Origin of the sequence: Vibrio sp. La 4.2.2 (genome assembly GCF_027586995.1) — a bacterium.
Classification (GTDB): domain Bacteria; phylum Pseudomonadota; class Gammaproteobacteria; order Enterobacterales; family Vibrionaceae; genus Vibrio; species Vibrio mediterranei.
In genome coordinates this window covers 513,576-534,637 of sequence record NZ_JAPPTJ010000001.1, presented here as the reverse complement: position 1 = coordinate 534,637, position 21,062 = coordinate 513,576, and the positions used below count along the sequence as shown (strand labels likewise).

At 44.9% G+C, this 21,062-nt stretch carries 21 protein-coding genes; 10 read left to right on the top strand and 11 right to left on the bottom strand.

The window, feature by feature from the left end; genetic code table 11:
* The first annotated feature begins 5 nt into the window (after positions 1-5).
* Positions 6-365 (top strand): PTS glucitol/sorbitol transporter subunit IIA, encoded by a 360-nt coding sequence (locus OH456_RS02390; protein WP_031493292.1) that lies wholly within the window; start codon positions 6-8, stop codon positions 363-365.
* 21 nt (positions 366-386) lie between these two features.
* Here the strand turns inward: OH456_RS02390 and OH456_RS02385 are convergent, their stop codons facing one another.
* Complete coding sequence (locus OH456_RS02385) at positions 387-662, bottom strand: hypothetical protein (protein WP_270032717.1); 276 nt, start codon at positions 660-662, stop codon at positions 387-389.
* A 266-nt stretch (positions 663-928) separates the two neighbouring features.
* On the opposite strand from OH456_RS02385, the gene OH456_RS02380 reads away from it, so the two are divergent.
* Positions 929-1,330, top strand: coding sequence for a hypothetical protein (locus OH456_RS02380; RefSeq protein ID WP_006075320.1), 402 nt, complete (start codon positions 929-931; stop codon positions 1,328-1,330).
* 79 nt (positions 1,331-1,409) lie between these two features.
* Here the strand turns inward: OH456_RS02380 and OH456_RS02375 are convergent, their stop codons facing one another.
* The 8 genes from OH456_RS02375 to OH456_RS02340 all read right to left on the bottom strand — a co-directional run bounded on the left by OH456_RS02375 (position 1,410) and on the right by OH456_RS02340 (position 10,314).
* A complete protein-coding gene (locus tag OH456_RS02375) occupies positions 1,410-2,741 on the bottom strand; it encodes an anaerobic C4-dicarboxylate transporter (RefSeq protein WP_062458712.1) in 1,332 nt (443 codons plus the stop codon).
* Positions 2,742-3,121: 380 nt separating this feature from the next.
* Positions 3,122-4,177 (bottom strand): YjhT family mutarotase, encoded by a 1,056-nt coding sequence (locus OH456_RS02370; protein ID WP_270032716.1) that lies wholly within the window; start codon positions 4,175-4,177, stop codon positions 3,122-3,124.
* A 13-nt stretch (positions 4,178-4,190) separates the two neighbouring features.
* Complete coding sequence (locus OH456_RS02365) at positions 4,191-5,342, bottom strand: N-acetylneuraminate epimerase (RefSeq protein WP_270032715.1); 1,152 nt, start codon at positions 5,340-5,342, stop codon at positions 4,191-4,193.
* A gap of 187 nt (positions 5,343-5,529) precedes the next feature.
* Entirely contained in the window at positions 5,530-6,363 is an 834-nt protein-coding gene (locus OH456_RS02360) for a MurR/RpiR family transcriptional regulator (RefSeq protein ID WP_031493297.1), read from the bottom strand.
* 160 nt (positions 6,364-6,523) lie between these two features.
* Entirely contained in the window at positions 6,524-7,411 is an 888-nt protein-coding gene (locus OH456_RS02355) for a dihydrodipicolinate synthase family protein (protein WP_198558575.1), read from the bottom strand.
* 55 nt (positions 7,412-7,466) lie between these two features.
* Positions 7,467-8,750, bottom strand: coding sequence for a sialic acid TRAP transporter large permease SiaM (gene siaM / locus OH456_RS02350; protein WP_063604823.1), 1,284 nt, complete (start codon positions 8,748-8,750; stop codon positions 7,467-7,469).
* 9 nt (positions 8,751-8,759) lie between these two features.
* Positions 8,760-9,269, bottom strand: a complete 510-nt coding sequence (locus OH456_RS02345) for a TRAP transporter small permease (RefSeq protein WP_006075311.1) — start codon at positions 9,267-9,269, stop codon at positions 8,760-8,762.
* Between the two features lie 79 nt (positions 9,270-9,348).
* Positions 9,349-10,314: a sialic acid TRAP transporter substrate-binding protein SiaP gene (locus tag OH456_RS02340; RefSeq protein WP_006075310.1), complete on the bottom strand. Its 966-nt coding sequence runs from the start codon at positions 10,312-10,314 to the stop codon at positions 9,349-9,351.
* 248 nt (positions 10,315-10,562) lie between these two features.
* On the opposite strand from OH456_RS02340, the gene OH456_RS02335 reads away from it, so the two are divergent.
* The 3 genes from OH456_RS02335 (at position 10,563) to nagA (ending at position 13,323) form a co-directional block, all read left to right on the top strand.
* Positions 10,563-11,279, top strand: a complete 717-nt coding sequence (locus OH456_RS02335; RefSeq protein WP_088878935.1) for a putative N-acetylmannosamine-6-phosphate 2-epimerase — start codon at positions 10,563-10,565, stop codon at positions 11,277-11,279.
* Entirely contained in the window at positions 11,260-12,120 is an 861-nt protein-coding gene (locus OH456_RS02330; RefSeq protein ID WP_270032714.1) for an N-acetylmannosamine kinase, read from the top strand. Before OH456_RS02335 ends, OH456_RS02330 begins: the two co-directional genes overlap by 20 nt.
* Positions 12,121-12,186: 66 nt before the next feature.
* The gene (nagA, locus tag OH456_RS02325) at positions 12,187-13,323 is read left to right on the top strand and encodes an N-acetylglucosamine-6-phosphate deacetylase (protein WP_270032713.1); all 1,137 of its coding nucleotides are present in this window, start codon (positions 12,187-12,189) and stop codon (positions 13,321-13,323) included.
* Positions 13,324-13,338: 15 nt separating this feature from the next.
* On the opposite strand, the gene OH456_RS02320 is transcribed toward nagA, so the two are convergent.
* Together OH456_RS02320 and OH456_RS02315 are read right to left on the bottom strand one after the other, a co-directional pair.
* Positions 13,339-13,812 (bottom strand): DM13 domain-containing protein, encoded by a 474-nt coding sequence (locus OH456_RS02320; protein WP_006069378.1) that lies wholly within the window; start codon positions 13,810-13,812, stop codon positions 13,339-13,341.
* Positions 13,813-13,872: 60 nt separating this feature from the next.
* Entirely contained in the window at positions 13,873-14,718 is an 846-nt protein-coding gene (locus tag OH456_RS02315) for a LysR family transcriptional regulator (RefSeq protein WP_270032712.1), read from the bottom strand.
* A 412-nt stretch (positions 14,719-15,130) separates the two neighbouring features.
* On the opposite strand from OH456_RS02315, the gene gntH reads away from it, so the two are divergent.
* From gntH to OH456_RS02290, 5 genes are all read left to right on the top strand, one after another.
* Positions 15,131-16,759, top strand: a complete 1,629-nt coding sequence (gene gntH, locus OH456_RS02310) for a guanitoxin biosynthesis MBL fold metallo-hydrolase GntH (protein WP_006069376.1) — start codon at positions 15,131-15,133, stop codon at positions 16,757-16,759.
* A gap of 80 nt (positions 16,760-16,839) precedes the next feature.
* Complete coding sequence (locus OH456_RS02305; protein WP_062458680.1) at positions 16,840-17,211, top strand: hypothetical protein; 372 nt, start codon at positions 16,840-16,842, stop codon at positions 17,209-17,211.
* Positions 17,208-17,636 carry a hypothetical protein gene (locus OH456_RS02300; RefSeq protein WP_031494541.1) on the top strand — a complete coding sequence of 143 codons (429 nt, stop codon included), beginning with the start codon at positions 17,208-17,210 and terminating at the stop codon, positions 17,634-17,636. The genes OH456_RS02305 and OH456_RS02300 overlap by 4 nt, the downstream gene beginning before the upstream one ends.
* Positions 17,637-17,810: 174 nt before the next feature.
* Positions 17,811-19,994 (top strand): TonB-dependent receptor domain-containing protein, encoded by a 2,184-nt coding sequence (locus tag OH456_RS02295; protein WP_270032711.1) that lies wholly within the window; start codon positions 17,811-17,813, stop codon positions 19,992-19,994.
* Positions 19,995-20,145: 151 nt separating this feature from the next.
* Positions 20,146-21,030 (top strand): DMT family transporter, encoded by an 885-nt coding sequence (locus OH456_RS02290; protein WP_006069372.1) that lies wholly within the window; start codon positions 20,146-20,148, stop codon positions 21,028-21,030.
* Positions 21,031-21,062: the final 32 nt, after the last annotated feature.

The window sequence follows — 21,062 nt, the reverse complement described above, 5'->3', positions numbered from 1 at the left end:
TGATGATGGGTTATCAATTTCGAGCCAATATTGTGAGCGTCGGAGAGTTTGCACAAGAGGCGCTTCAAGATGATATGTTGATACTGTTTAATGATTCTGCGCCAGAAGATGTGGCTGACTATTGCTTTATTCATGATCAAGCGGAGTACTCCGGCGAACTGTCTACTGAAAGCACCTTATTGATTGATGACGAGCCCTATGTGGTGACCTCTGTGGGCAGTGCGGCAAATACCAACCTGAAAAACCTAGGTCATATCACTATTAAGTTTGACGGAAACCTCACTCCAGACCTCGCAGGTACGGTCCATGTACTTGGAAGGAAAAAACCGCAGCTGGAATCGGGTGTGTCGTTGATTTTTGGTTAGTGTGTTAATTGGAACGACGCGTTACTTCTCTGGTGTAATTGCGTAGTACCTAAGAAACATCAAATCGGCGGGAGTGGTGTCAGCGAGGTGATGAATAGTTGCTGGTGTGAGACCATGGTCGAGTAGGGTTTCCCAGCTTTGGCACGCTTTGTTTATCTTTTCTATGTTTTGTCCTTGCTTCTGTTCGACTCCCTGTCTAATGAGGCGTATCTGTTCTCCAATCCAGTCCGCGGATAGGTTGGTTATTCCCATAGCCTTTGATGGCAAGCCGCTAGAGTTGTGGTTGGTTGTTATCATTGGCTATCTCTCGTTGCTTCATTAGATGGGCAGTGTAATGAAAGTGGTTCGGCAAATGTATGAGCCGAGCTAGGGTTGAGATATTAATGAGTTTTATAGATCTAGGAATAGGTAGCGCGCACTTTCTGAACCGCGTGGCACAAAATGGTAAGTCGCTATGAGTCGTTTGAATAGAATACCTGCATCAAACGACATTACTCGATTTTGAGTAGATTCATAAACTCAAGGAATACATTGCTCAGGATGGCCTTACTGAGGTTACAACATTGAAAAACACACTTATCAAACACGCTCTAGTTGCAACAACCGGTATTTTGGCGCTAACGGCGACCACTGCACAGGCTTTCGAGCTAGGCGCTGATACCAAACGTGGTATTACGTTCCAGTTTGACAACATTATCATTGGTGTTAACGATAACTACGTAAACGGTGGTATGGCGTTTTTACAGAAGCCACTATCTCAAGAGCACAATATCAGCTGGTTCGTTGAGGGTGGTGTGGGTTATAACTGGAATAGCGAACGTGTCGACGTGCATGCGCCTGTGGGACTCCGTTGGGAGCCAGTTAAAAACCTTGATGTTGACTTATTTGCTACGCCAGAAGTCAAATTTAAAGATGGCGTTGATGTTGGTGTGGGTGTTGACTTGGGTGTGTCCTGGAAATTCTAGGTCTCAACGAGAATACTAAACGGTGACTGTATCAAGGTCACCGTTTTTGCATTTTAGTGAGATGAGTTAGGTAGCTAGATTAGTATCCAATAACCATTTGACCGAGAATGTAACCCGCGCAACAGGCGGCAACGACGCCTATCAAACCGACACTCATAAAGGAATGGTTGAAGTACCATTTACCGATCTTAGTGGTACCGGAAGAATCGAAATTCACGGTTGCGATATCCGATGGATAGTTTGGAATGAAGAAATATCCATAGACCGCTGGCATTAAACCAATGAGCAGTGCTGGATCCAACCCCAGTCCTAAACCCACAGGAAGCATCATTCGAGCAGTGGCTGCTTGCGAATTAACAACAACCGATACAATGAATAGTGCCAATGCAAACGTCCAAGGGTAATCCGTTACCATTTCGACGATTCCTGATTTAAATTGTGGCATTGCATATTGGAAATAAGTGTCTGACATCCAAGCGATACCAAAGATCGCAATGGCAGCGACCATTCCTGATTTGAAGACCACACCATTCGGCACATGGCGTGGATCTGTTTTGGTTGCGAGCAGAATGATACCGCCGAAGCAGAGCATCATCATTTGAATAATAACGGCCATACTGATCGGTTTTGCTGCGTCACCAATGGTTCTCACTTCAGGAACCATTGCAATAATAACGATGACGACGATAGACAGTAAAAACAGTAAGACTGAGTTACGTGCTGATGCAGGTAGAACTTCGTCTAACGACGTCGCCGTTGTGTTCAAAATGCGCTCGCGCCATTCAGGGTCTTTTAAGCGAGCTTGATATTCAGGATCGTCCTCTAATTCCTTGCCTCGTTTCATACTATAAAGTGACATCAAAAGTGTGCCGAATAAAGTAGCGGGAACGGTGACCATGAGTATGGATAGCAAGGTAATATCTGGTCGTAGATCCGATAATTGTGCGAGGTAATACACGACAGCGGCAGAAATAGGTGAAGCGGTAATGGCGATTTGTGAAGCTACCGAAGCTGCAGCCATCGGGCGTTCTGGACGAATACCGTTCTTTAACGCAACATCACCGATAATCGGCATGATGGAGTAGACTGCGTGACCAGTTCCTAGCAAGAAGGTCATACTGTAAGTCACAAAAGGTGCTATGAGCGTCACGCGTTTCGGATTCTTACGCAGCAAGCGCTCTGCTACTTGCAGCATAAACTTTAGTCCCCCGGCGGCTTCTAAGATAGATGCGCACGTCACAACCGCCAGAATGATCAACATGACTGTGACCGGAGGAGAGGTTGGCGGCATCTTAAAGATAAAGACTTCAATGGTGAGACCTATGCCGGAGACTACACCTAAGCCGATTCCCCCTTTTCTTGACCCGATATAGAGCATCAAGAGCAGGAACATAAATTCAAAATAGAGCATTAATATTTCCCATTTACAATTTGTAACACTCTCAATATTATCCATATAAAAGTTATGGCTATTTGACATAAAGATCACACAACGTATTGAATGAAAAATGGAAAGCTGATTTTATAAGTTCGGTCACGTTATAGAGAGAGGAAGTAAATAGGGTGTAATCTAGGTGTATTTACTGGGTATTTGATTGGTTGCACAACTGAAAAATAAGAGGCAGTACAAGGGGGAGCGTACTGCCTCTGTGTCTATGCGCAAATGCGCCAACTAGGTGTTTAAGGCTCAAACACTATGCGAATAGAAACGGTTTTCTCTGTCAATTTATTGTTAGTGTGCATCGGACATTTGGTTATTAATTTTCTAATTGGAATTAGCATCACAGCTTTCTAATTACTCATGATAAAACAGTCAGTTATGGATTCTCCCTGTTGGTTTTCTCCTCCTAGTATGGCGATACCATTATCAATGGATACACTCACTCCGTACGCCTGTCCGTCGCTAAGGTTTCCAATTTTGTTCCATTGAGATCCATTGAGTTGCCAAATGGCGTTGCTATAGTGTTTTACAAGCCCTTGATGGCTGAATAAGTGCCCTTGTTGAAAGCGTTGTTGGCTGCCAACAAAAAAAGCGCCTCCTGCGACGGTGGGTATGTTGTCGATGAGTCCCACAAAACCCCCAGCTATCCCCTCATGTTTTGGTTCATTTTGGACAATGGTGGGCAGTAAATCACATTCAACGGATCCGTTAGCTCTAATTTGGAATCGTTTGGTTTCCAAACTTCTTAGACCCGGCTTGATCTCACCTTCAATGAGCAGAATTTGTTGATCTTTCTCTATCAGTCCTGCGCCACAATTAGGCAAATAGGGGTTATCTGCTAGCTTTGACCAACCGAGTGTCCGAGTATCGAACATCCAGATATGCGGATTCCAACCGTAGGCCTCGATGGGTTGAGACATAAATGAGTCTAATATTGAGCGCTCATCAGTGGCAGAGCTGACCTTAGAGAGTCTAGCGAACAACGAATCGAACGTTTCTTTGCAATATCCTCCAATGAAAATGAGCTGGTGGTCTGAAATCGAAGTGGCACTGGCACCGAGTAATCCTACCGGTATGGTAGTATCGAGCTTGGACCACGTTTGCGTCTCTTTAGAGAAAAAATAACTATCTGTCAGCACGCGGATGTGAGGGTCTGTGTCCATTTTACCTGCGCCTGAGAACACATAGATCCCTGTGTCTGTTGTTACGCTAGCGGCATCGTTGCGATCGCATCCTGGAAAGGGCTGAGCGAGTTGCCAACCAAGCTCAACGTCATCCATATCCAAATAATAAAAACGCTTCCCTGCGCTGCCTAGGCCAGTATAGAGGCGGCGGCCAAGCAGTCCTCCAATACCGTTTTTCATTGAGATAGGTAGGGGTGGTAATGCGGTCAAACAGATAGTCATTTTGGGTTATTTCCTAATCTTGAATATCAACAGATTTGCCATTCCAGCTCAGCAGATACACTTTTTTGCTTGCTGAGCGGTCAGCCATTTCACCACCTGCGATCAGCACACCCTTTGGTGTGGTAAATGATGCGCCGTAGGCGGAGCCTTCAGGGAGATTGTTTGCTTGCTGCCATAAGTTGTCTTTCAGGACATAAATCTCAGGATTGAATGCTTTACTAAAGCCGTTATGAGCGAAAAGTTTGCCTTGTTCAAAGGCGTGCTTAGCGCCGTGGAAGTTGGCACCACCTGCGACCAAAACCACGCCGTTTGATTCGCCACTAAAAGCACCCGCTACACCTTCTTGTACATTTGAGGATTGAGGTGCAGGAAGAGAGTGAAGACTTTTCCACGGTTGCGCCGCGCCAAAGTTAAACTGTTTTACTTCTGCGGTTCTAAGTCCTGGCTTGATTTCACCGCTGACCAGCGTGGCAGTATTGCCATTGGATACTAACGCGCTGCCACAGTTCGGCAGATAAGGCGAAACAATTAGGGTATTCCATTGATTCGTTTCTGGGTTGTAGCTAACGACTTTATCGTTCCATTTGTAATCTCGAGGTGCCATGCCCATATAGTTGTCGACAATGGATTGCCATTTGTTTGGCTGCGCTTTCTTATCGGTGGTGTTGATGTCGTAAAGATACTGATCGAAATAGGCTTTGTTATAGCCGCCGAAGAAAACAATCTGACTACCGTTAGGAGAATACGAAGCGGCGCCAAGTAAACCAACTGGGCTGGTACTTTTTACTTGAGACCAGGTGTCGTTTGTGGTGTCGAACTGATAAACCGTGTCGAACAAAATAGGAGAGGTGGCATCAGCCTGCTCTTTTCCTGCGCCTCCAAAAATATAGATCTTGTCGTTAACCGCGGTTGCCGTCGCGCCATTTCTTGCGGGGCCTATAAAGTCGGCCTGCTTTTGCCATCCCTTATCGATATTAGCGAGGTCGAGCAAATAGAATGCGCTGCCAGAGGAACCAAGACCGGCATACACTTTGTCGCCTATCTGTGCACTGACGCCGCTTTTGATGCCTTCGGGTAAATCTGGCCATGACTCAGATGCGAGAGTGTTGCCAGTGACAATCAATGATGAAAGAGCGAGTGCAAAAAGCGAGTTCCTTGTCTTCATGATATTTCCTTATCGATAGGTGATGGCCTGTTTGGCCAAAATGTATACACATTATCGATCTTTGGAGAAAATATTCTTTGATCAAGTTAACAATAAAAATAATTTTTATCTAATCGTGGTTAGGAAGGTTTTTCCTGCAACAAAAAGCCCATCAAAAGATGGGCCTAAAATGGAGATTTGCTAGCGTTTATGACATGAGTGGTACCACAACTTCGGCGGTTTCCATAACAGAGTCACTGTATTCAGGGTACTTGTCCAAAAGTGAATTGACGAGGACATCCACCAATAATAAAGCGCCTACTTTGGAAGCAAATGCCCCACCAGTTAAGGGGCCTTCCGGTCTAGCTGCTACTAACATTTCCGTTGAAATTGCCGAGAGCGGACTGTGATTAATGTTAGTTAGTGCAACCACAGGGACATTTTTACTGAACGCCTGCTTTGCTGCATGAACGACTTCTTTGGTGGAGCCTGAACTTGATACAGAAAACCACAAGTCCCCTTGTGTAGAGCGGCTAGCATTCATGGCTGCCAAGTGAGTGTCTTCGTACATAATCGCTTTCTTACCGATTCGGATAAGTCGGTAAGCTAGGTATCGACCCACGATGCTTGATGCGCCTACACCGACACAACCAATAAAGTCGGCGGAATGTACCAAAGTACAAATCCTATCCAGGGCCTTTCTGTCAATCAGTTTTGCGGTATCTTGGAGACTATCAACCGCACTGCTTGCCGAAATATCGCAGATGTCACCATCTTTAACAGGAGCAGACTTACTGGCGTTTTGGCTTAGGTCGACTGCTAAGGCCATACGGAAGTCGGAATAACCTTTGTAACCCATATCGCGGCAAAGACGTACTACAGTCGCTTCACTGGTTTGGGTATTTCGAGCAAGATCTGTGATGGTCTGGAACTGCACTTCATGAGCATTCTCAAGAATGTAGTCCGCGACTTGTCTTAATTTCTTACTGAGTGGTTCCATGTTGGAGCGCAAACGAACCAGCAGATTGTTCGGTGATCCCACGGTATCCCCTTAATTCTTGTACCTAGATTAAAAATATCAGACTCCCTAACGGTTTAACACCAACAATTAATATAATTCGCGGCATTTCATAGAGAAATGATATACGGTTTGCCTGAAAGCCTAAAAAGGAGGCAACTGCCTCCTTTTGTGCGCGTAGGCGTTAAAAGCCGATGTCTCGCATTTTCGCTACCACATCCGCTTTTTGAGCCGCGGTCAATGCTCGAATTGGTGAGCGCGGGTCACCAGCATCGATACCATGAATTTCCATTGCTGCCTTACCAGCGGCAACGCCGCCATACTCTACAAGAATACGAATAATAGCAATGACTTTATCCATGAGTGCTGTTACACGTGGTTGATCGCCTTGATTGAAAGCTTCAATAATCTCCAAATAAAGCGGAGCAGCGTAATTGTAGGTACTGCCCACTGCGCCCACTGCGCCTACGGCAAGACCTGCTGGTAAGAACTCATCTACGCCAAACGGGATATCAAATTTTCCATCAGCAACTCGCATGCAGCGTTGATATTCGTAAAGGTCCATGTGATTAAATTTTGCACCTAGAAGGTTTGGAATTTTCTGATCACCTTGGATTAGGAACTGCTCAAGATCTAAATTGACCCCTGACATTCCTGAATGATAGTAGTAGAAGCCTTTTGAAGGTGCAGCGGCCGCTATTTGGGCGCAGTAGTCCACTAAGTCTTCAACTGAACCAGGTTTAAAGAAGCATGGACCAATGGCAGATGTTGCCATAATGTCGAGGGTCTCTGCGTGCTTGGTTAGCTCCAAGGAATCTACAATACTCAATGCGCCAGTATGAACAATCAGGTCTAACTGACCTTTTGATGCTGTTACCCAACGCTCAGCGATGGCTTTACGTTCTTCAACGGAGCAGTGAATACCTTCACCGGTTGTGCCACAAACGTATGCGCCTGTTACACCTTGCTCTACAAGCAGCTCTGCGATTTGGTCAATCGCAGCAAAGTTCACTCGATTACTTGCATCAAAAGGAGTGTGTGGTGCTGCGATAAGTCCTTGTAGTTTTCTCATTTTATTGGCCTTCAAATTGCGATTAATGGCAGGCCAATGCTGGCCTGCGTAATTGTTATTGTCCGTATCCTAAGAACAGCTCTGGTAAGAAAAGCGTCACTTGAGGGAAGATTGCTACTAATGCCAGTACGATGAACAGTGGCACTAGAAGAGGGATAACGCCTCGGGTTAATACATGGAATGGAATGTCACCAACGCGAGATACAACATACAACGCCATACCCATTGGTGGTGTCAAAATACCAATCATAAGGTTAAGAATAGCCATCACACCGAAGTGAACAGGATCGATCCCAACAGCCGCCGCAACCGGTACGAGGAATGGTACCAACAACAGCAATAACGCTAGTGATTCAATAAAGGTTCCTAGGAACAGCAGTAATAGGTTAATCAGTAGAAGCAGTACCAGTGGGTTATCACTGATGGTTAGGAAATAGTCTGCTAGCATTTGCGGCAATTGTTCACGAGCGACAATCCAACCGAAGACGGTGACGCCCATAACCATAAGCGCAACAACAGCCGTGGTATTGACAGTTTCTTTTAGAATGTCTACGAAACCTGCGAGTGTGAGCTGCTTGTATACTACCGTGCCCAAAAACAGAGCGTAAAGAGAGGATACGACCGCTGCTTCTGTTGGTGTGAATTTACCTGAGAAAATACCACCGATGATGATCACGGGTGTAAGCAGGGATAAAAAGGCTTCTTTTAGCGACTTAAACTGCTCTTTGCGAGATGCTTTTGGCAGCGTCATGTAACCGCGTTTTTTACAGATGAAGTAGCTCATCACCATTAACGCACCACAACATAGGATGCCGGGAACTGCACCCGCCAAGAACAGCGCACCAATAGAGGTATTGGAAACTACACCATAAATAACAAGTGGCACAGACGGCGGTACTAGCGGCCCGATGATACAAGATGCTGCGGTTAAACCACCTGCAAAGTCATCATGATACTTTGCGTCGCGCATGGATTTGATTTCCAGCTGACCTAAGCCGCCGGCATCCGCGAGAGCAGAGCCTGACATACCAGAGAACAGTAAGCTTGCCATGATGTTTACATGCCCTAAGCTACCGGTCACGTGGCCGACCATAGATTTAGCAAAGTTGAAGATACGTTCGGTTATTCCCGCGCTGTTCATCAAGTGTCCAGTGAGAACAAAGAACGGTACTGCTAGTAAGGTAAAGTTATCAATGCCGCCAAGCATTTGCTGAGCTGCAAAGTTGATTCCAGTACTGTTGGTTAATACCAAGAATACTAAAGCAACAAATATCAGTGAGAAGCCAACGGGCATACCTGCAAATAACAGAGCTAGCCAGCCGAAAATTGAACCTGCCATGAGAACTCCTTACCTCTGGGCAACTTGCGATGAGCTAGAAGCGTCTTCGCTTTTAGCTTGTTTAAACTCAGCTCCAATCGAGAAGATCTTTTGTAACTGTCGGACGACCATGAACACGCCACCAAGAGGTAGGCTGTAGTTCATCCATTTACTAGAAATGCCTAAGGTGATGAGTTCAAAGAAAGCAGTACGTTGTACGTGCTGATACCCGAGGTAAATGATGGCGAAAATGGACACCAACACAGCGAGTTCGAGTGCGATTACTAATGAATAACGGATATTTTGTGGAAGCTTATCCGAAAAAAAGGTGATGTTGACGTGGGTGCCTCGTTTGATGGCCATCGCGCAACCGATGAGTGACATATACATAAACAGCACACGAGCTAATTCCTCACTCCACAAAGAAGGATCGTTCAGCAACCAGCGTGTTCCTATTTGCCAAGTCAGCACCACTAACAGGGCTGCCATCAGCGGCACTGTTATGATTTCTTCAATATTATCAAATATTTTGCGTATCATTTTAGGCTCCAAGGCTGACCAAAGCGGCCAGCCGAGATTACAACTTCAATTCAAGCGAACGTCGAATTGATTGCGGCAATTACATTGCAGCAAGTTTCTTAACGATAGGCTCGCCAATCTTTTCTTCGAATTCCGTATATAGAGGCTGCATTGCTTCACGGAATGGTGCGAGATCAGGGTAAGTGACTTTCACGCCCTCAGATTCAAAGAAAGAGATAAGCTCTGCTTCTTGTTTTTTAACCGATGCGGTATGAGCGGCTCCCGCTTTTGCTACTGCGTCAGTAATGATCTTCTTATCGGCATCAGACAGTTTTTGCCATGTTGACTCAGAAATAATCACCATTTGGTCGTTAACAATGTGGTTAGTAATGGCGAGGTTGTCCTGAACTTCGTAGAACTTCATTGTCTTAATGGTTGGCAATGGGTTTTCTTGACCGTCAACCGCGTTGGTTTGCAGTGCTAGATACACTTCTGAGAACGCCATTGGTGTTGGTGAAGCACCAGAAAGTTTTGCGTAGTTTAGGTTCGGTTTAGCGTTAGGAACGCGTAGCTTCAGACCTTTGAAATCTTCAATCGTGTTTAGAGGACGGTTAGAGGTGGTTTCACGAGTACCGTTGTACCAAGTATCTAGAGCACGCCAGTTGAATTTAGTCAGCATTTCTTCACGTACGCCTTGACCAAAATCTGAATCAAACATGCGACGTAGGTGTTCGTAGTCTTTGGCAACGTAAGGTAGGGTTACTGCTTCTGCTCGTGGGATCCATAGACCCATACGGCCAAATTCAGCGTAAGTAATATCGAGATCGCCAAGGGTTAATTGCTGAAGCATAGCGCGGTCATCACCAAGTTGCGCGCTAGGGTATAAAGCAATTTTAATGTCGCCGTTACTCATCTCTTCTACTGTATCGGCAAGAAGTTTCGCAGAGGTATATTCCACAGATCCAACAGAGGCTTGCATGCCCATCTTAAGTGTTGTCGCCGCTTGTACTGAAACTGCACATCCTAATGTCAGCATAGCGATAGTAATTTTATTTATAGCTTTCATGTTCTTCCCTTTTGTCCATTGTTTGGCGAGATTCGCGAGTTTCAAAAAAAAATTTTATTTTGTTTGAAAAAAATCTTCGTTATGGATTATTATGGTCGTGAAGATTATTTTCAAATCAACTTTTCACAAACTGTGATCACGGACAAAATTTAGCCTAACTTATCTGTTTAAAGACTCGTTAAGCGGTTTTGGGACAAGGAAGCATGTCCAATATTTCGTTGACGCCAACATAAGACGAGAGGCTCGAAGTGAGAGATAAAAGTCTAAAAATCAGAGAATTAAAAGAGCAATTGCGTGGGCAAACGGTAGTATCTATTCAGCCAGTTGTCGGAAGTCCACTCGAGAAAACCGAATTTATTGTTGCCATGGCTCTAGCTGCGCAGCAAGCGGGTGCCAAAGCTTTACGTATCGAAGGTGTTAAAAATGTTGCGGCTGTAGCAGCTAATGTGACTATACCAATTATCGGTATCGTGAAACGTGACCTTATTGACAGTCCAGTTAGAATTACTCCTTATGTTGAGGATGTGGAAGCGCTAGCAGCCGCGGGCGCAACAATTATTGCGTTTGATGCAACCAGTCGAGTTCGTCCTGAATCTAGAGCGGTGATTGTAGATGCCATTCAACGCACGCCTTGTTTTGGTATGGCGGATTGTTCATGTTTTGAGGATGGCGCTTGGGCTTATGAGCAAGGTGTGGAAATCATTGGTTCGACGTTGTCAGGCTATGTGGGTGGCGAAGAGCCTACCGAGCCCGATCTAAATCTAGTTCGAAGATTTGCAGCCGAAGGCTTCTTTACCATGGCAGAAGGGCGATACAATACGCCGGAGTTAGCAGCAAAAGCGATTGCCAATGGTGCGATAGCCGTTACAGTAGGCTCTGCACTGACAAGATTAGAAGTGGTGACTCAATGGTTCAATGCGGCAACTCAAGCAGAGGTGAAACAGTATGAGCACGTTAGCTATTGATATTGGTGGTACTAAAGTCGCTCTAGGATTGGTTCAAAATGGTGAACTGATAGAGCGTGCTCAGCTAGCGACGCCTGAGACGACATGTGTACAAGAGTTTGCTAGTCAAATTCTTGTACAGTGTCGGTCATGGATACACCAGGTCACACAGATTGGGATTTCTACTACGGGATGGGTGAAACCAGAAGGCATTACTTCTATTAATCCCGATACTCTTGCCTTCCCTCAACCGTTTCCTTTACATAAAGAGATAGAAGCACAAACAGATAAGCCTGTTGCTATTCTCAATGATGCTCAAGCGGCTGCTTGGTATGAATATCGCTCTCTCAAAACCCCCGTAAACAATATGGCTTACATAACGGTATCAACTGGTGTAGGTGGTGGTTTGGTTCTTAACGGGCAACTGTATAAAGGGAGTCAGCATCTCGCTGGACATATCGGCCATACCAATATTGATATCAATGGTCCTGTTTGTGGCTGTGGGCAACGTGGTTGTGTTGAAAGCATTGCCTCCGGAACGGCAATTAACCGAGCTGCTCGTCAAGCTATTCACCCGACAATCTCAAATATTGAGTTGTTTGAACTCGCCAGTGACAATGCGCAAGCAATGGACATCATCAAAAAGAGTGCGCATGCGGTTGCTCAGCTGTGTTGCAATTTGAAAGCTACACTAGACTTAGATCTTATTTGTCTAGGTGGAGGAATAGGGCTAACGGAGGTGTACATTCCATTAGTTCTAGACTATATCGAAACAATGCCAGCAGCATTTCGAATAGATGTCGTTAAGGCAACCGGTGATTATGATGCATGTTTATTGGGTGCTGCAGCCCAATTCTCATAGCGAAATGGGTTAAAAAATAGTGTTTCACAGCCTCATAGGTTGTTGATGGAAGGAATAGATAGACAAATGACGATACAAGCAATCACAGCCAAGACGATTTTCGATGGCGAGCAGTACCATTCCGACTCTGCATTGGTTTGGAAAGGAGACCGGATTGTAGACATAGTCCCCACGTCTACATTGCCTAGCTCAGTCATTGTTACTGATGTTGGCGACAAAATTGTTGCGCCGGGATTTATCGATATTCAAGTGAATGGCGGCGGCGATGTCATGTTTAACTCTGATACAACTGTTGATGGTATAGACACTATTTGTCGAGCCCATCGTCAACACGGTACAGCCTATCTATTACCAACCTTGATCAGCGCAACGCCAGAGGAAATGAAAACGGCGTTGATTGCTGCGGAGAGTGCGATCGAGCAGGGTGTGGCAGGTGTATTAGGTGTTCACCTAGAAGGACCTTGGCTTAATAAAGACAAAAAAGGTGCGCACGATGCCAATAAGTTTTATAGCCCAACGATTGAACAGTTAGAAGCTTTTCCGTGGTTAGAGCGAGGGGTTAGCTTGGTCACGTTAGCGGCAGAGAATGTCGATACGCAGGCACTAAATTGGTTGCAGCAGCATCACGTTGTGGTGTCTTGTGGGCACAGTAACGCAACTCAGCATCAGTTAACGGCAGAAAAACTTGCTTCGGTAAATGGTTTTACGCATTTGTTTAATGCGATGTCGCCGCTTGAAGGGCGTGAGCCTGGTACTGTTGGCACAGCATTAATGACCGATCATGCTTGGTGCTCAATTATTGTCGACGGTATTCATGTTGCAACGCAAAACGTTTTGATGGCTCATAAGCTTAAGCCAGAAGGGAAGCTGCTTATTGTGACCGATGCGATGGCGAGTGTCGGCAGTAGAACCAATCGCTTTGTCTTAGATGGTGAAGAAATTTCGGTACAAGATGGAAAATTGGTGAACTCAAGTGGATCTCTAGCTGGTGCGCATATTGGCATGGACCAGTCTGTCGCTAATGCCATTGCCTGGGGACTGAATGAGGCTGAGGTATTGAGAATGGCTTCAACCTATCCAGCCGAGGCGCTTAATCTGGACGACGTGGGTATTTTGAAGCCGGGTTACCGAGCCGCTGCAACCATACTTAATTCTGATTACAGCTCCTATGCGGTATTAGTTGATGGTGCGCTAAACCCTTAGCTTCTGGTTATGAAGTTAGTTTGCTTGTAATTTCGCTGAGGTAATAAACTCGCCAAAGCTTTCACACCAAATGATCGCTGCCGTGTACTGGCTTAAATCTGTGCCTTCTGGCAGCGATAGCAAGAATCTATCGAAGGTTTTCACATCTCCCACCTGTAACATGTTGGCTTTGTTAGTATTAAAGTCCGCTTCCGTTTCCACATATATTGGAGATAGGTACAGTTTGTAGTCAGGCCCCGGAGCAAGTTCGCCAATAAACATAGCGCTGTCATTGGTAAAACTGATATCGCCTTCACCCCAATGAAAAAGATCGCTGTCTTGTCGGTCTTTATCGAATGTCCCTTTGACGACGATTTGATTGGCATCCGCAGTGACGCTTGCGATTGAGGGGGAATCAGGCTGAGTAAGAATCGGCAGGACATAAATACCCAACATAAACCCAAAGAATAAGGCTGCAAGGTGGCTAAAAAGTAACAGAACTCGCTTCATGTTCACTCCTTGAACAAATAATTTTATCTTAATTTACTTAAACATAGTTCAAGCAATACGTCATTGGAACTGATGATTTTGGATCGTTGATATGATTTTTTCTCGCGTCGCTTTATGGTCCTCATCATTGACGAATCGACGGTGATAGATCATGCGATATTGCACATTGCGAATATCAAGGGGAATGGGCATGACTTTGAGACCCAGCATGGGCGCGAGGTGATTCGCTAAGGACAAGGTTGATGCGCCCAGCAGATCCGTTGTCGCTGCGAGTGCTAACATACTTGAAACGGACCCTGTTTCAGCCTTTATCGTTCTTATCGGCATTGGTTTTTCTGCTAAAAAATCCATCATGTTAACGTTGTTACGACGTATTTTTAGCGCAATATGTTGTTGTTCGAGGTACTGTTCCGTTGTTAGTGATGTGCCAATATTCGGATGGTCTTTTCGGCAAACACACACCGCAGGCTCATCAAAAATGTCTTCAACGATATGTGATTGGCTTTTGCTAGTGGCAATGTCGATTGCGAGATGGACTTTCTGCGAATCGATGTCAGCGAGAAGTTGCTGCTCGCTTAGCGGGGTTTCGATAAACGACAATCCCGGCAAATCACAAAGCAGGTGCATCAGGCTTTCGTTGCAATAGACTCGAGTGACTTCCTGTTTTTTCTCAATGGTCTCTAGAATGGCAAGGGGCGTCTCAATCTTATCTGCCAACGCAATGGCCGCTCCTGTTGGTGCAATTCCACGTCCAGAACGGACAAATAGCGTTTTCCCCACCACGACTTCTAATCGTTTTAATGCCGCACTTACTGCTGGCTGAGTCAGTTCCAACTCTTCTGCTGCCATTGTTATAGAGCGATGACGATAAACCGCGCCAAAAGTTGTAAGTAGATTTAAGTCCATAACGACCTGATTTAGTGAGTGTTATTTCTTATCCTAGCAGAGCAAAGGTGACTGTCAATTGACCTTAGTTGGAGTGCGCTGATTCGAATTTAGATTAAAACACATAAACTAAATTTATATATAAAGCTAAATTTGCTCTATTTTTCGTATCTTAGGTTATGGTTAAGATGGTGAACATAGACACACGGATGTGATTTTTCCATTCAATTAAGAGATTTCGAGAAAATGAAAAATGTCCGTATTGTCTCAATTATGGCTTTAATCGCACTCATCTTTAGTGGTTTCGCCTACTCCCAAAACTGCAACGTTGAACCGTTAGAAGCAACAGAATATTCGTTGCTCAGCAACAACTGATTTCTCTCATTTATATTCATTTATTACTTTTCCCTGTTATGGGAGAGGAGGAATTATTATGCCAAAAATCCATATAATGACTGCTGTTGCTGGCTCGATTCTTCTATCGGCGCCAGTTTTAGCTCAAACGCCTTTTGAACATTATCAGTCTGAAAATTCAGCTAGTTTCTCAGGTTACAAGCACTATAACTACGAACAAAACGTCAATACCGAAGAGTTGATGAAACAGGGTGGGAAAATCTATTCTTCACCAGAGGAAATACATGCCATTTTGCAAGGAGGGCTCAAAACAGATATCCAGACTGGCGAAGAACTCTGGAAAGAAGGTCTAATGTTTGATGGCATTGAACCAATGGATCATATGGTTACTGCCGCCAATTGGTACCCAAGGACGGAAGAGCTGTTAACTAATGAAATGCGTGTGACCTTCATGGGGACATCCCCTATGATTCGCCCAGGTCAAGCTAATACCTCCATATACGTAGAGTTAGGCAACGGTGACAATTTCGTGTTCGATATTGGTGAGGCGTCAATTGCTAACTATATTGGGGCTGGTGTTGCGCTAAACGAACTGGACAAAATTTTCATAACTCATTTGCATGTAGACCATTTTGGCTCTCTTCCTTATTTGTACCAATTTGGAGGTTGGAATGGACGGTGGGAAAAACCACTAACGATTTATGGTCCATCAGGTCGCAACCCGGAAGATGGGACGCGACATATGGTAGAAGGCATGTTGCAAATGCTTTCTTGGCATCAAGACGCGTTTGATGTTTTCCCATCAGGTAATGATATAGAAGTTGTTGAGTTCGACTTCAAAGACGATGGCGGCATTATCTATGATGTTGATGGCGTCAAAGTATCACATTGGAGACGTTCTCACGCAAAAGATGGTGCCTCAGCGTATCGCCTTGATTGGACAATCAATGACGAGGAGTCGCTCTGTTTTGTCTGGACTGGGGATGGTCGACCTACCGAACTTGATATTCAGTATGCCAAAGGTTGCGATTTGTTCGTAACCGAGGTTCAGACTGAGCTCGTCGGATTAGCGTCCATCGTTCAAGGAGTGCCTGCTTTCCTAACACGCTATACCATTGATACTCATCATACGTCAGGTTATGCGGCGGGATGGCTAGCAGATCAAATACAACCACGTTTGTTTATGACTACTCATATGGAGTTTGACCCTTACTACAATAACGAAACTGTGGCTCAGGTACGTGAACATTGGAAAGGTCCATATCACTTTGGCGCCCCCGATATGATAGTCGCGAACATTACACCGGACAAAGCATGGGTCCGAGAGGGGATTATTCCAGATTTTCCAAATAACCGAGCTCCCCAGTTTAATCTCAATGACGGTGAAGTATTTCGCGTTCCAATGCCGAAAAATTCACGAGCCGATATTCAAGAGCAAGAGATTCGTGATTTAGAAATTGATGAAGCACTGTATTACCCCGAAGGTTACCACCCTCAACTATTGAAAGAGTGGCCGTTGGATCGTGACCTGATCGTGCCAACGGAAGTATTGCCAGAAAGCATGAAGCAAGGGATGGGCGAGAAGCAGCGAATGGTTGATAAAATGCGCGAAGCTCATGGATTGGAACCTCGTTCCGTGCATCGTAAAGATTCAGCAGACCCATATCGCGACACTCGTGAAGGCAATACCAAACCAGAACAAGAGTAGTGACTTTGTTTGTGGGCATAGAGCTCCTGTGCTCACAAACTCAAACTCCTTCCCAAACTTCAACAACGAGTAACCTATTTATGCGACGACTTACGATTGTAGTAACAGCGCTATATCTATGCACGTTTAAAGCAATGGCAGCGCAACACTCTCACGACACATTATTTAGCCGAGACAACGCAATAATGGCTGCGGCCGCAGTGGAAACCGTCAATGTGTATTGTGTTGGAACTGGCTCTATGACCTTAGAGTATACCGAACACAACTCGAAAATAGTCCGTGAAACAATAGAGGGACTTTCTGAAGATGTGCTTAACGAACCTTACGTATTTAATGAGGAAGATCCTCTGTATCTTCAAGGTGTTGCTTTAGGTGAGCAACTCATTCAAGAAGCAGAACAGAAAGGTCACGTTAGTCAAATGTGTACACAGCCAGAGGAACAAAAACGATGAAAAAGACCACGATGATTTTAGCCACCTTCATTCCTTCATTAGCTATTGCTTGCGGTGCACATGTTCATAATACGTTGCCCCACTATGAAAATTATACCGAGTCGTTGGTGGCGATGTCTGTTTGCAAGGTAAATGAGCATATTTCAGAGCAACAATCTGCAGTGTGGTTTAAAAAATTAGCATGGGTAGCGAATGGCACTGACGAAGAATTGTTTGAGCATTATGCACATTTTGCCGCAGAACACGTGAGTAACATTGCTAATGATCCCGATATGTTACCTAAGTGGAATGCGAGTTATTGTAAGGATCAATTCTTTGATGTGATGGAAATGGATCAAGTCGTTTTGGAAGACCTTTACGATGAGCAAGAACTCGCTGATCGAGAGTTTAACCGGCAAATAAAAGAAAGTGGCCTGTCGGGTTGATAGGTTTCACTGCGTTGGTGCCCACTCTGTTGTATTCATAGATTGGGCATTTTAATTTCATAACGTCATTGTTTGTAGAGTTGAGTATAGATATTGTAATGATAATGATTATCATTTTGATCTATAGGTGGAGTAAATGTACTATTCGCGACTCCTGATAACTACATAAATATAATGATGAATGTAACTCTTAGAAAAGCGATTTTGCTTGCTTTTGCTCTTCCTCAAGTGACGTTTTTTGCGGTGGCAGAGAGCTCAACAAATGATGATACCGAAGTCATGGATGTCTACGGGACAGGCTACACGAGGCCGTTAACGATTGATAAACCGGGTGAAACCTTGGTGACTCAAGAAAAGATTGAAATTGAACAGCCAACAAACATAGCAGAGCTGTTTGAAGATATCCCAGGAGTCTCTTTTGACGGTGGTGCTCGTGCTGGTGGCGAACGCATTAGCATTTGGGGGTTTTCTGACCCTAGTGATCTTGGCGTGTATGTTGATGGTGCACCTATTGGTTTTGAGCAATATCGATATGGTTCGTTCTTTTTTGACCCGTACTTAATTGGTGAAGCTGAAGTCACCAAAGGCGCTCACGATGTTCAAGCGGGTAGTAAGTTTGGTGGTACTATCCGGATTAGAACGAAGTCGGTAGATGAACTGCTAAAAGCGGGCCGTAAAGTTGGTGCTCGAGTTCATTTAGGTTACAACGATAACGATGACCAGACTCATATCGGTGTCACGGCGTTCGGTAAAGCGGACAATGGAATTTACGCACTCGCTTCTGGAACGTGGAAAGACGCTAATGATATTCGAGTTGGTGGAGGAGACTCGCTTGAATACTCTGCATATAGCCAAAACAATGGTCTATTTAAAATCGGATACGAGAATGCAGTCCATCTCTTTGAAATCAGCCATACCTTTTATAGCGATGAGGGTCGACAACCTTGGGCGACCCGCCGTGGAGCTTTTGCCAAGATAAGTGACTACAATATTCGCAAATACGGCTCATTAGAAGCGGCAAAATACGCCTACACGGTGCAAAACGAATACACAGATAAAACCACATCGGCCCGATATTCATATAACCCAAGTTCACCTTTAGTGAACCTAAAAATCACAGCGGCACATAGTGACAATGAGAGGCACTGGCGTCGTCCTGATGTTGCTTGGAAGAAGATGTTCGTATCCATTGGCGCGTATGGTCATGAATCGTGGGCATCGTATCAGCGAGATTATGTCGACATTAACAATGAAATGAAAATTGGTCGCCATACCATTACTGCTGGTCTGCAATATGAGAAAAACAATCGAGATACGCTCGTTCATAATGCTACCAAGATCTATAATAAGCCGAAGAAAAACTACGGTATCTTCATCCCTTATTACGATCCATCGGGCACGCAAACCACGTATTCCGCTTACTTGGCTGATAAAATTGAAGTCACCGATAGTTTTCGTGTAACCCCATCTTTACGCTATGACTATGTTACGTCTAAAGGCAAAGAAAATCCTGCGCCGGACTACAATGACCCGGCTGCAGGGCACGACTACAGTAAAGTGTCGCATGCCGGATTCAGCCCAAGGATTCAATTGGATTATGATCTTACGGATCAAACGTTATTGAACTTTGCCTATGCCTATCAAATGAAAGCCCCTTCAGTTGATGATATCTACGCGGTGCAATATGCGCGTGCCAAAGCCTCTGCGACAGCAAGAGAATTGGAAGCACAGCGCATTCATGCCTATCGTGCATCTATGATCAACAGCCTGTCTGGTCTGTTTGCTAACAAAGATATGTTATCGACGGAAATCACTGGCTTCTATAACGATGTCACCAACAATGTAATGAACCGAACTGGTGTGAATCTGGACAGTGACCCGAATACGTTGCAGAGCTGGAAAGTGAATTTGGATGGCTATCGTAACTATGGTGTTGATGTGCAAGCACAGTATCGTGTTGCCGCATTTTTCGCCGATATCAGTGCAAGCTACATCGCAGGCAAACACAAGGGCTCATTGACAGATTCTAGTGGCGAAGATCAATATATGTACGGCATTCCACCGATGAGTGTAAAACTTGGCTTGGGCTATGAGTGGATTAAAGGGCTCACTACAGGCTATAAATTGCGTTGGTATGATGCACAAGAAAATGTTGAAGATTCCATCTACTTTGCCCAAGCGAGTGAACAATACACTCTTCAGGATATTTATGTCAGCTGGCAGCCTCAAGCGCACAAGGATCTTATGCTAAGAGCTACCGTGAAGAATATCGCAGATGTGTATTACGAACCTTATCTTTCAAATGGCGTTCCAGGGCCTGGTCGTGAGGTCAGGTTGAGTATGACTTACGATTTCTAACGCGCACTTCAATGCTGAATAGATGGTGCTCTCGACATCATCTATTCGCCATTTTCGGTAGTGTAAGCGGAATAAGCCTTTGGTAGGGGTTGTGGTTTTTCTAACCATCACGCAAAGTAAGGACAACGATTATCAGACATAAGTAACAACCATGAATTTGGCAAGCTTTTTAAGACTCGTACTATTGGCATCAATATGGGGTGGATCTTTTCTCTTCATGCGTATTGCCGCTAATGTCATGGGGCCTGCTGTGCTCATTGAGGCGCGGGTCTTCTTTGCTGCCCTTGCGCTTCTTATCATCAGTGTTTATTTAAAAAAGAAACTTGAGTTTACCAAGCACACCAAACACTTTTTTATTATCGGGCTGTTTAATACGGCATTGCCTTTCTTGTTATTTGCCTATGCCGCACAAACACTCAACGCATCCACTCTTTCTATACTCAACTCTACCGCAGCGATCTGGGGGGCAGTTATTGGTGTATTTTGGACCAAAACACCGCTAACTAAGCGCGGTGCACTTGGTTTATTGGTTGGGATTGTTGGAGTTGCGGTATTGGTTGGTTGGGATGCAGTTCGTATTGGTGAGCAAGCGACATTGCCGATAATTGCTGGCGTGATGGCGGCCTGTTGTTATGGCATCGCAACCAATTATGCGAAAAATGCACCGTCTGTTCCTGCATTTAATAATGCACACGGTAGCATGTGGGCTGCTTGTCTTATCGTGTTGCCGTTGATTCCATTTGTGCCAATGCGAGAAACACCTACTCAAGAAGTTTGGATCTCGGTCGTGTTACTTGGTGTTGTATGCACTGGCGCAGCTTATCTGTTGTATTTCCGGTTAGTTAACGACATTGGTCCGTCTTCGGCTTTATCAGTAACGTTCCTTATCCCAATGTTTGGTATTTTATGGGGAAATCTATTCTTAGGAGAGCCAATAGGTGTGAATACCATTGTTGGAACAGTTCTGGTTATTAGTGGCACAATGCTGGTTACTGGCTTCTCGTTGTCATCGCTTCGCCGAGCGCCAACATCATAACAAATTGGTCGCAGAGCCTAGGGAAGGCTCTG

Bases quoted from the DNA above. Each gene is read 5' to 3' on its own strand.
- OH456_RS02390 (WP_031493292.1), top strand. From the start codon at position 6: ATGGGTTATCAATTTCGAGCCAATATTGTGAGCGTCGGAGAGTTTGCA.
- OH456_RS02385 (WP_270032717.1), bottom strand. From the start codon at position 662: ATGATAACAACCAACCACAACTCTAGCGGCTTGCCATCAAAGGCTATG.
- OH456_RS02375 (WP_062458712.1), bottom strand. From the start codon at position 2,741: ATGCTCTATTTTGAATTTATGTTCCTGCTCTTGATGCTCTATATCGGG.
- OH456_RS02370 (WP_270032716.1), bottom strand. From the start codon at position 4,177: ATGACTATCTGTTTGACCGCATTACCACCCCTACCTATCTCAATGAAA.
- OH456_RS02365 (WP_270032715.1), bottom strand. From the start codon at position 5,342: ATGAAGACAAGGAACTCGCTTTTTGCACTCGCTCTTTCATCATTGATT.
- OH456_RS02355 (WP_198558575.1), bottom strand. From the start codon at position 7,411: ATGAGAAAACTACAAGGACTTATCGCAGCACCACACACTCCTTTTGAT.
- siaM (WP_063604823.1), bottom strand. From the start codon at position 8,750: ATGGCAGGTTCAATTTTCGGCTGGCTAGCTCTGTTATTTGCAGGTATG.
- OH456_RS02345 (WP_006075311.1), bottom strand. From the start codon at position 9,269: ATGATACGCAAAATATTTGATAATATTGAAGAAATCATAACAGTGCCG.
- OH456_RS02340 (WP_006075310.1), bottom strand. From the start codon at position 10,314: ATGAAAGCTATAAATAAAATTACTATCGCTATGCTGACATTAGGATGT.
- OH456_RS02330 (WP_270032714.1), top strand. From the start codon at position 11,260: ATGAGCACGTTAGCTATTGATATTGGTGGTACTAAAGTCGCTCTAGGA.
- nagA (WP_270032713.1), top strand. From the start codon at position 12,187: ATGACGATACAAGCAATCACAGCCAAGACGATTTTCGATGGCGAGCAG.
- OH456_RS02320 (WP_006069378.1), bottom strand. From the start codon at position 13,812: ATGAAGCGAGTTCTGTTACTTTTTAGCCACCTTGCAGCCTTATTCTTT.
- OH456_RS02315 (WP_270032712.1), bottom strand. From the start codon at position 14,718: ATGGACTTAAATCTACTTACAACTTTTGGCGCGGTTTATCGTCATCGC.
- gntH (WP_006069376.1), top strand. From the start codon at position 15,131: ATGCCAAAAATCCATATAATGACTGCTGTTGCTGGCTCGATTCTTCTA.
- OH456_RS02305 (WP_062458680.1), top strand. From the start codon at position 16,840: ATGCGACGACTTACGATTGTAGTAACAGCGCTATATCTATGCACGTTT.
- OH456_RS02300 (WP_031494541.1), top strand. From the start codon at position 17,208: ATGAAAAAGACCACGATGATTTTAGCCACCTTCATTCCTTCATTAGCT.
- OH456_RS02295 (WP_270032711.1), top strand. From the start codon at position 17,811: ATGATGAATGTAACTCTTAGAAAAGCGATTTTGCTTGCTTTTGCTCTT.
- OH456_RS02290 (WP_006069372.1), top strand. From the start codon at position 20,146: ATGAATTTGGCAAGCTTTTTAAGACTCGTACTATTGGCATCAATATGG.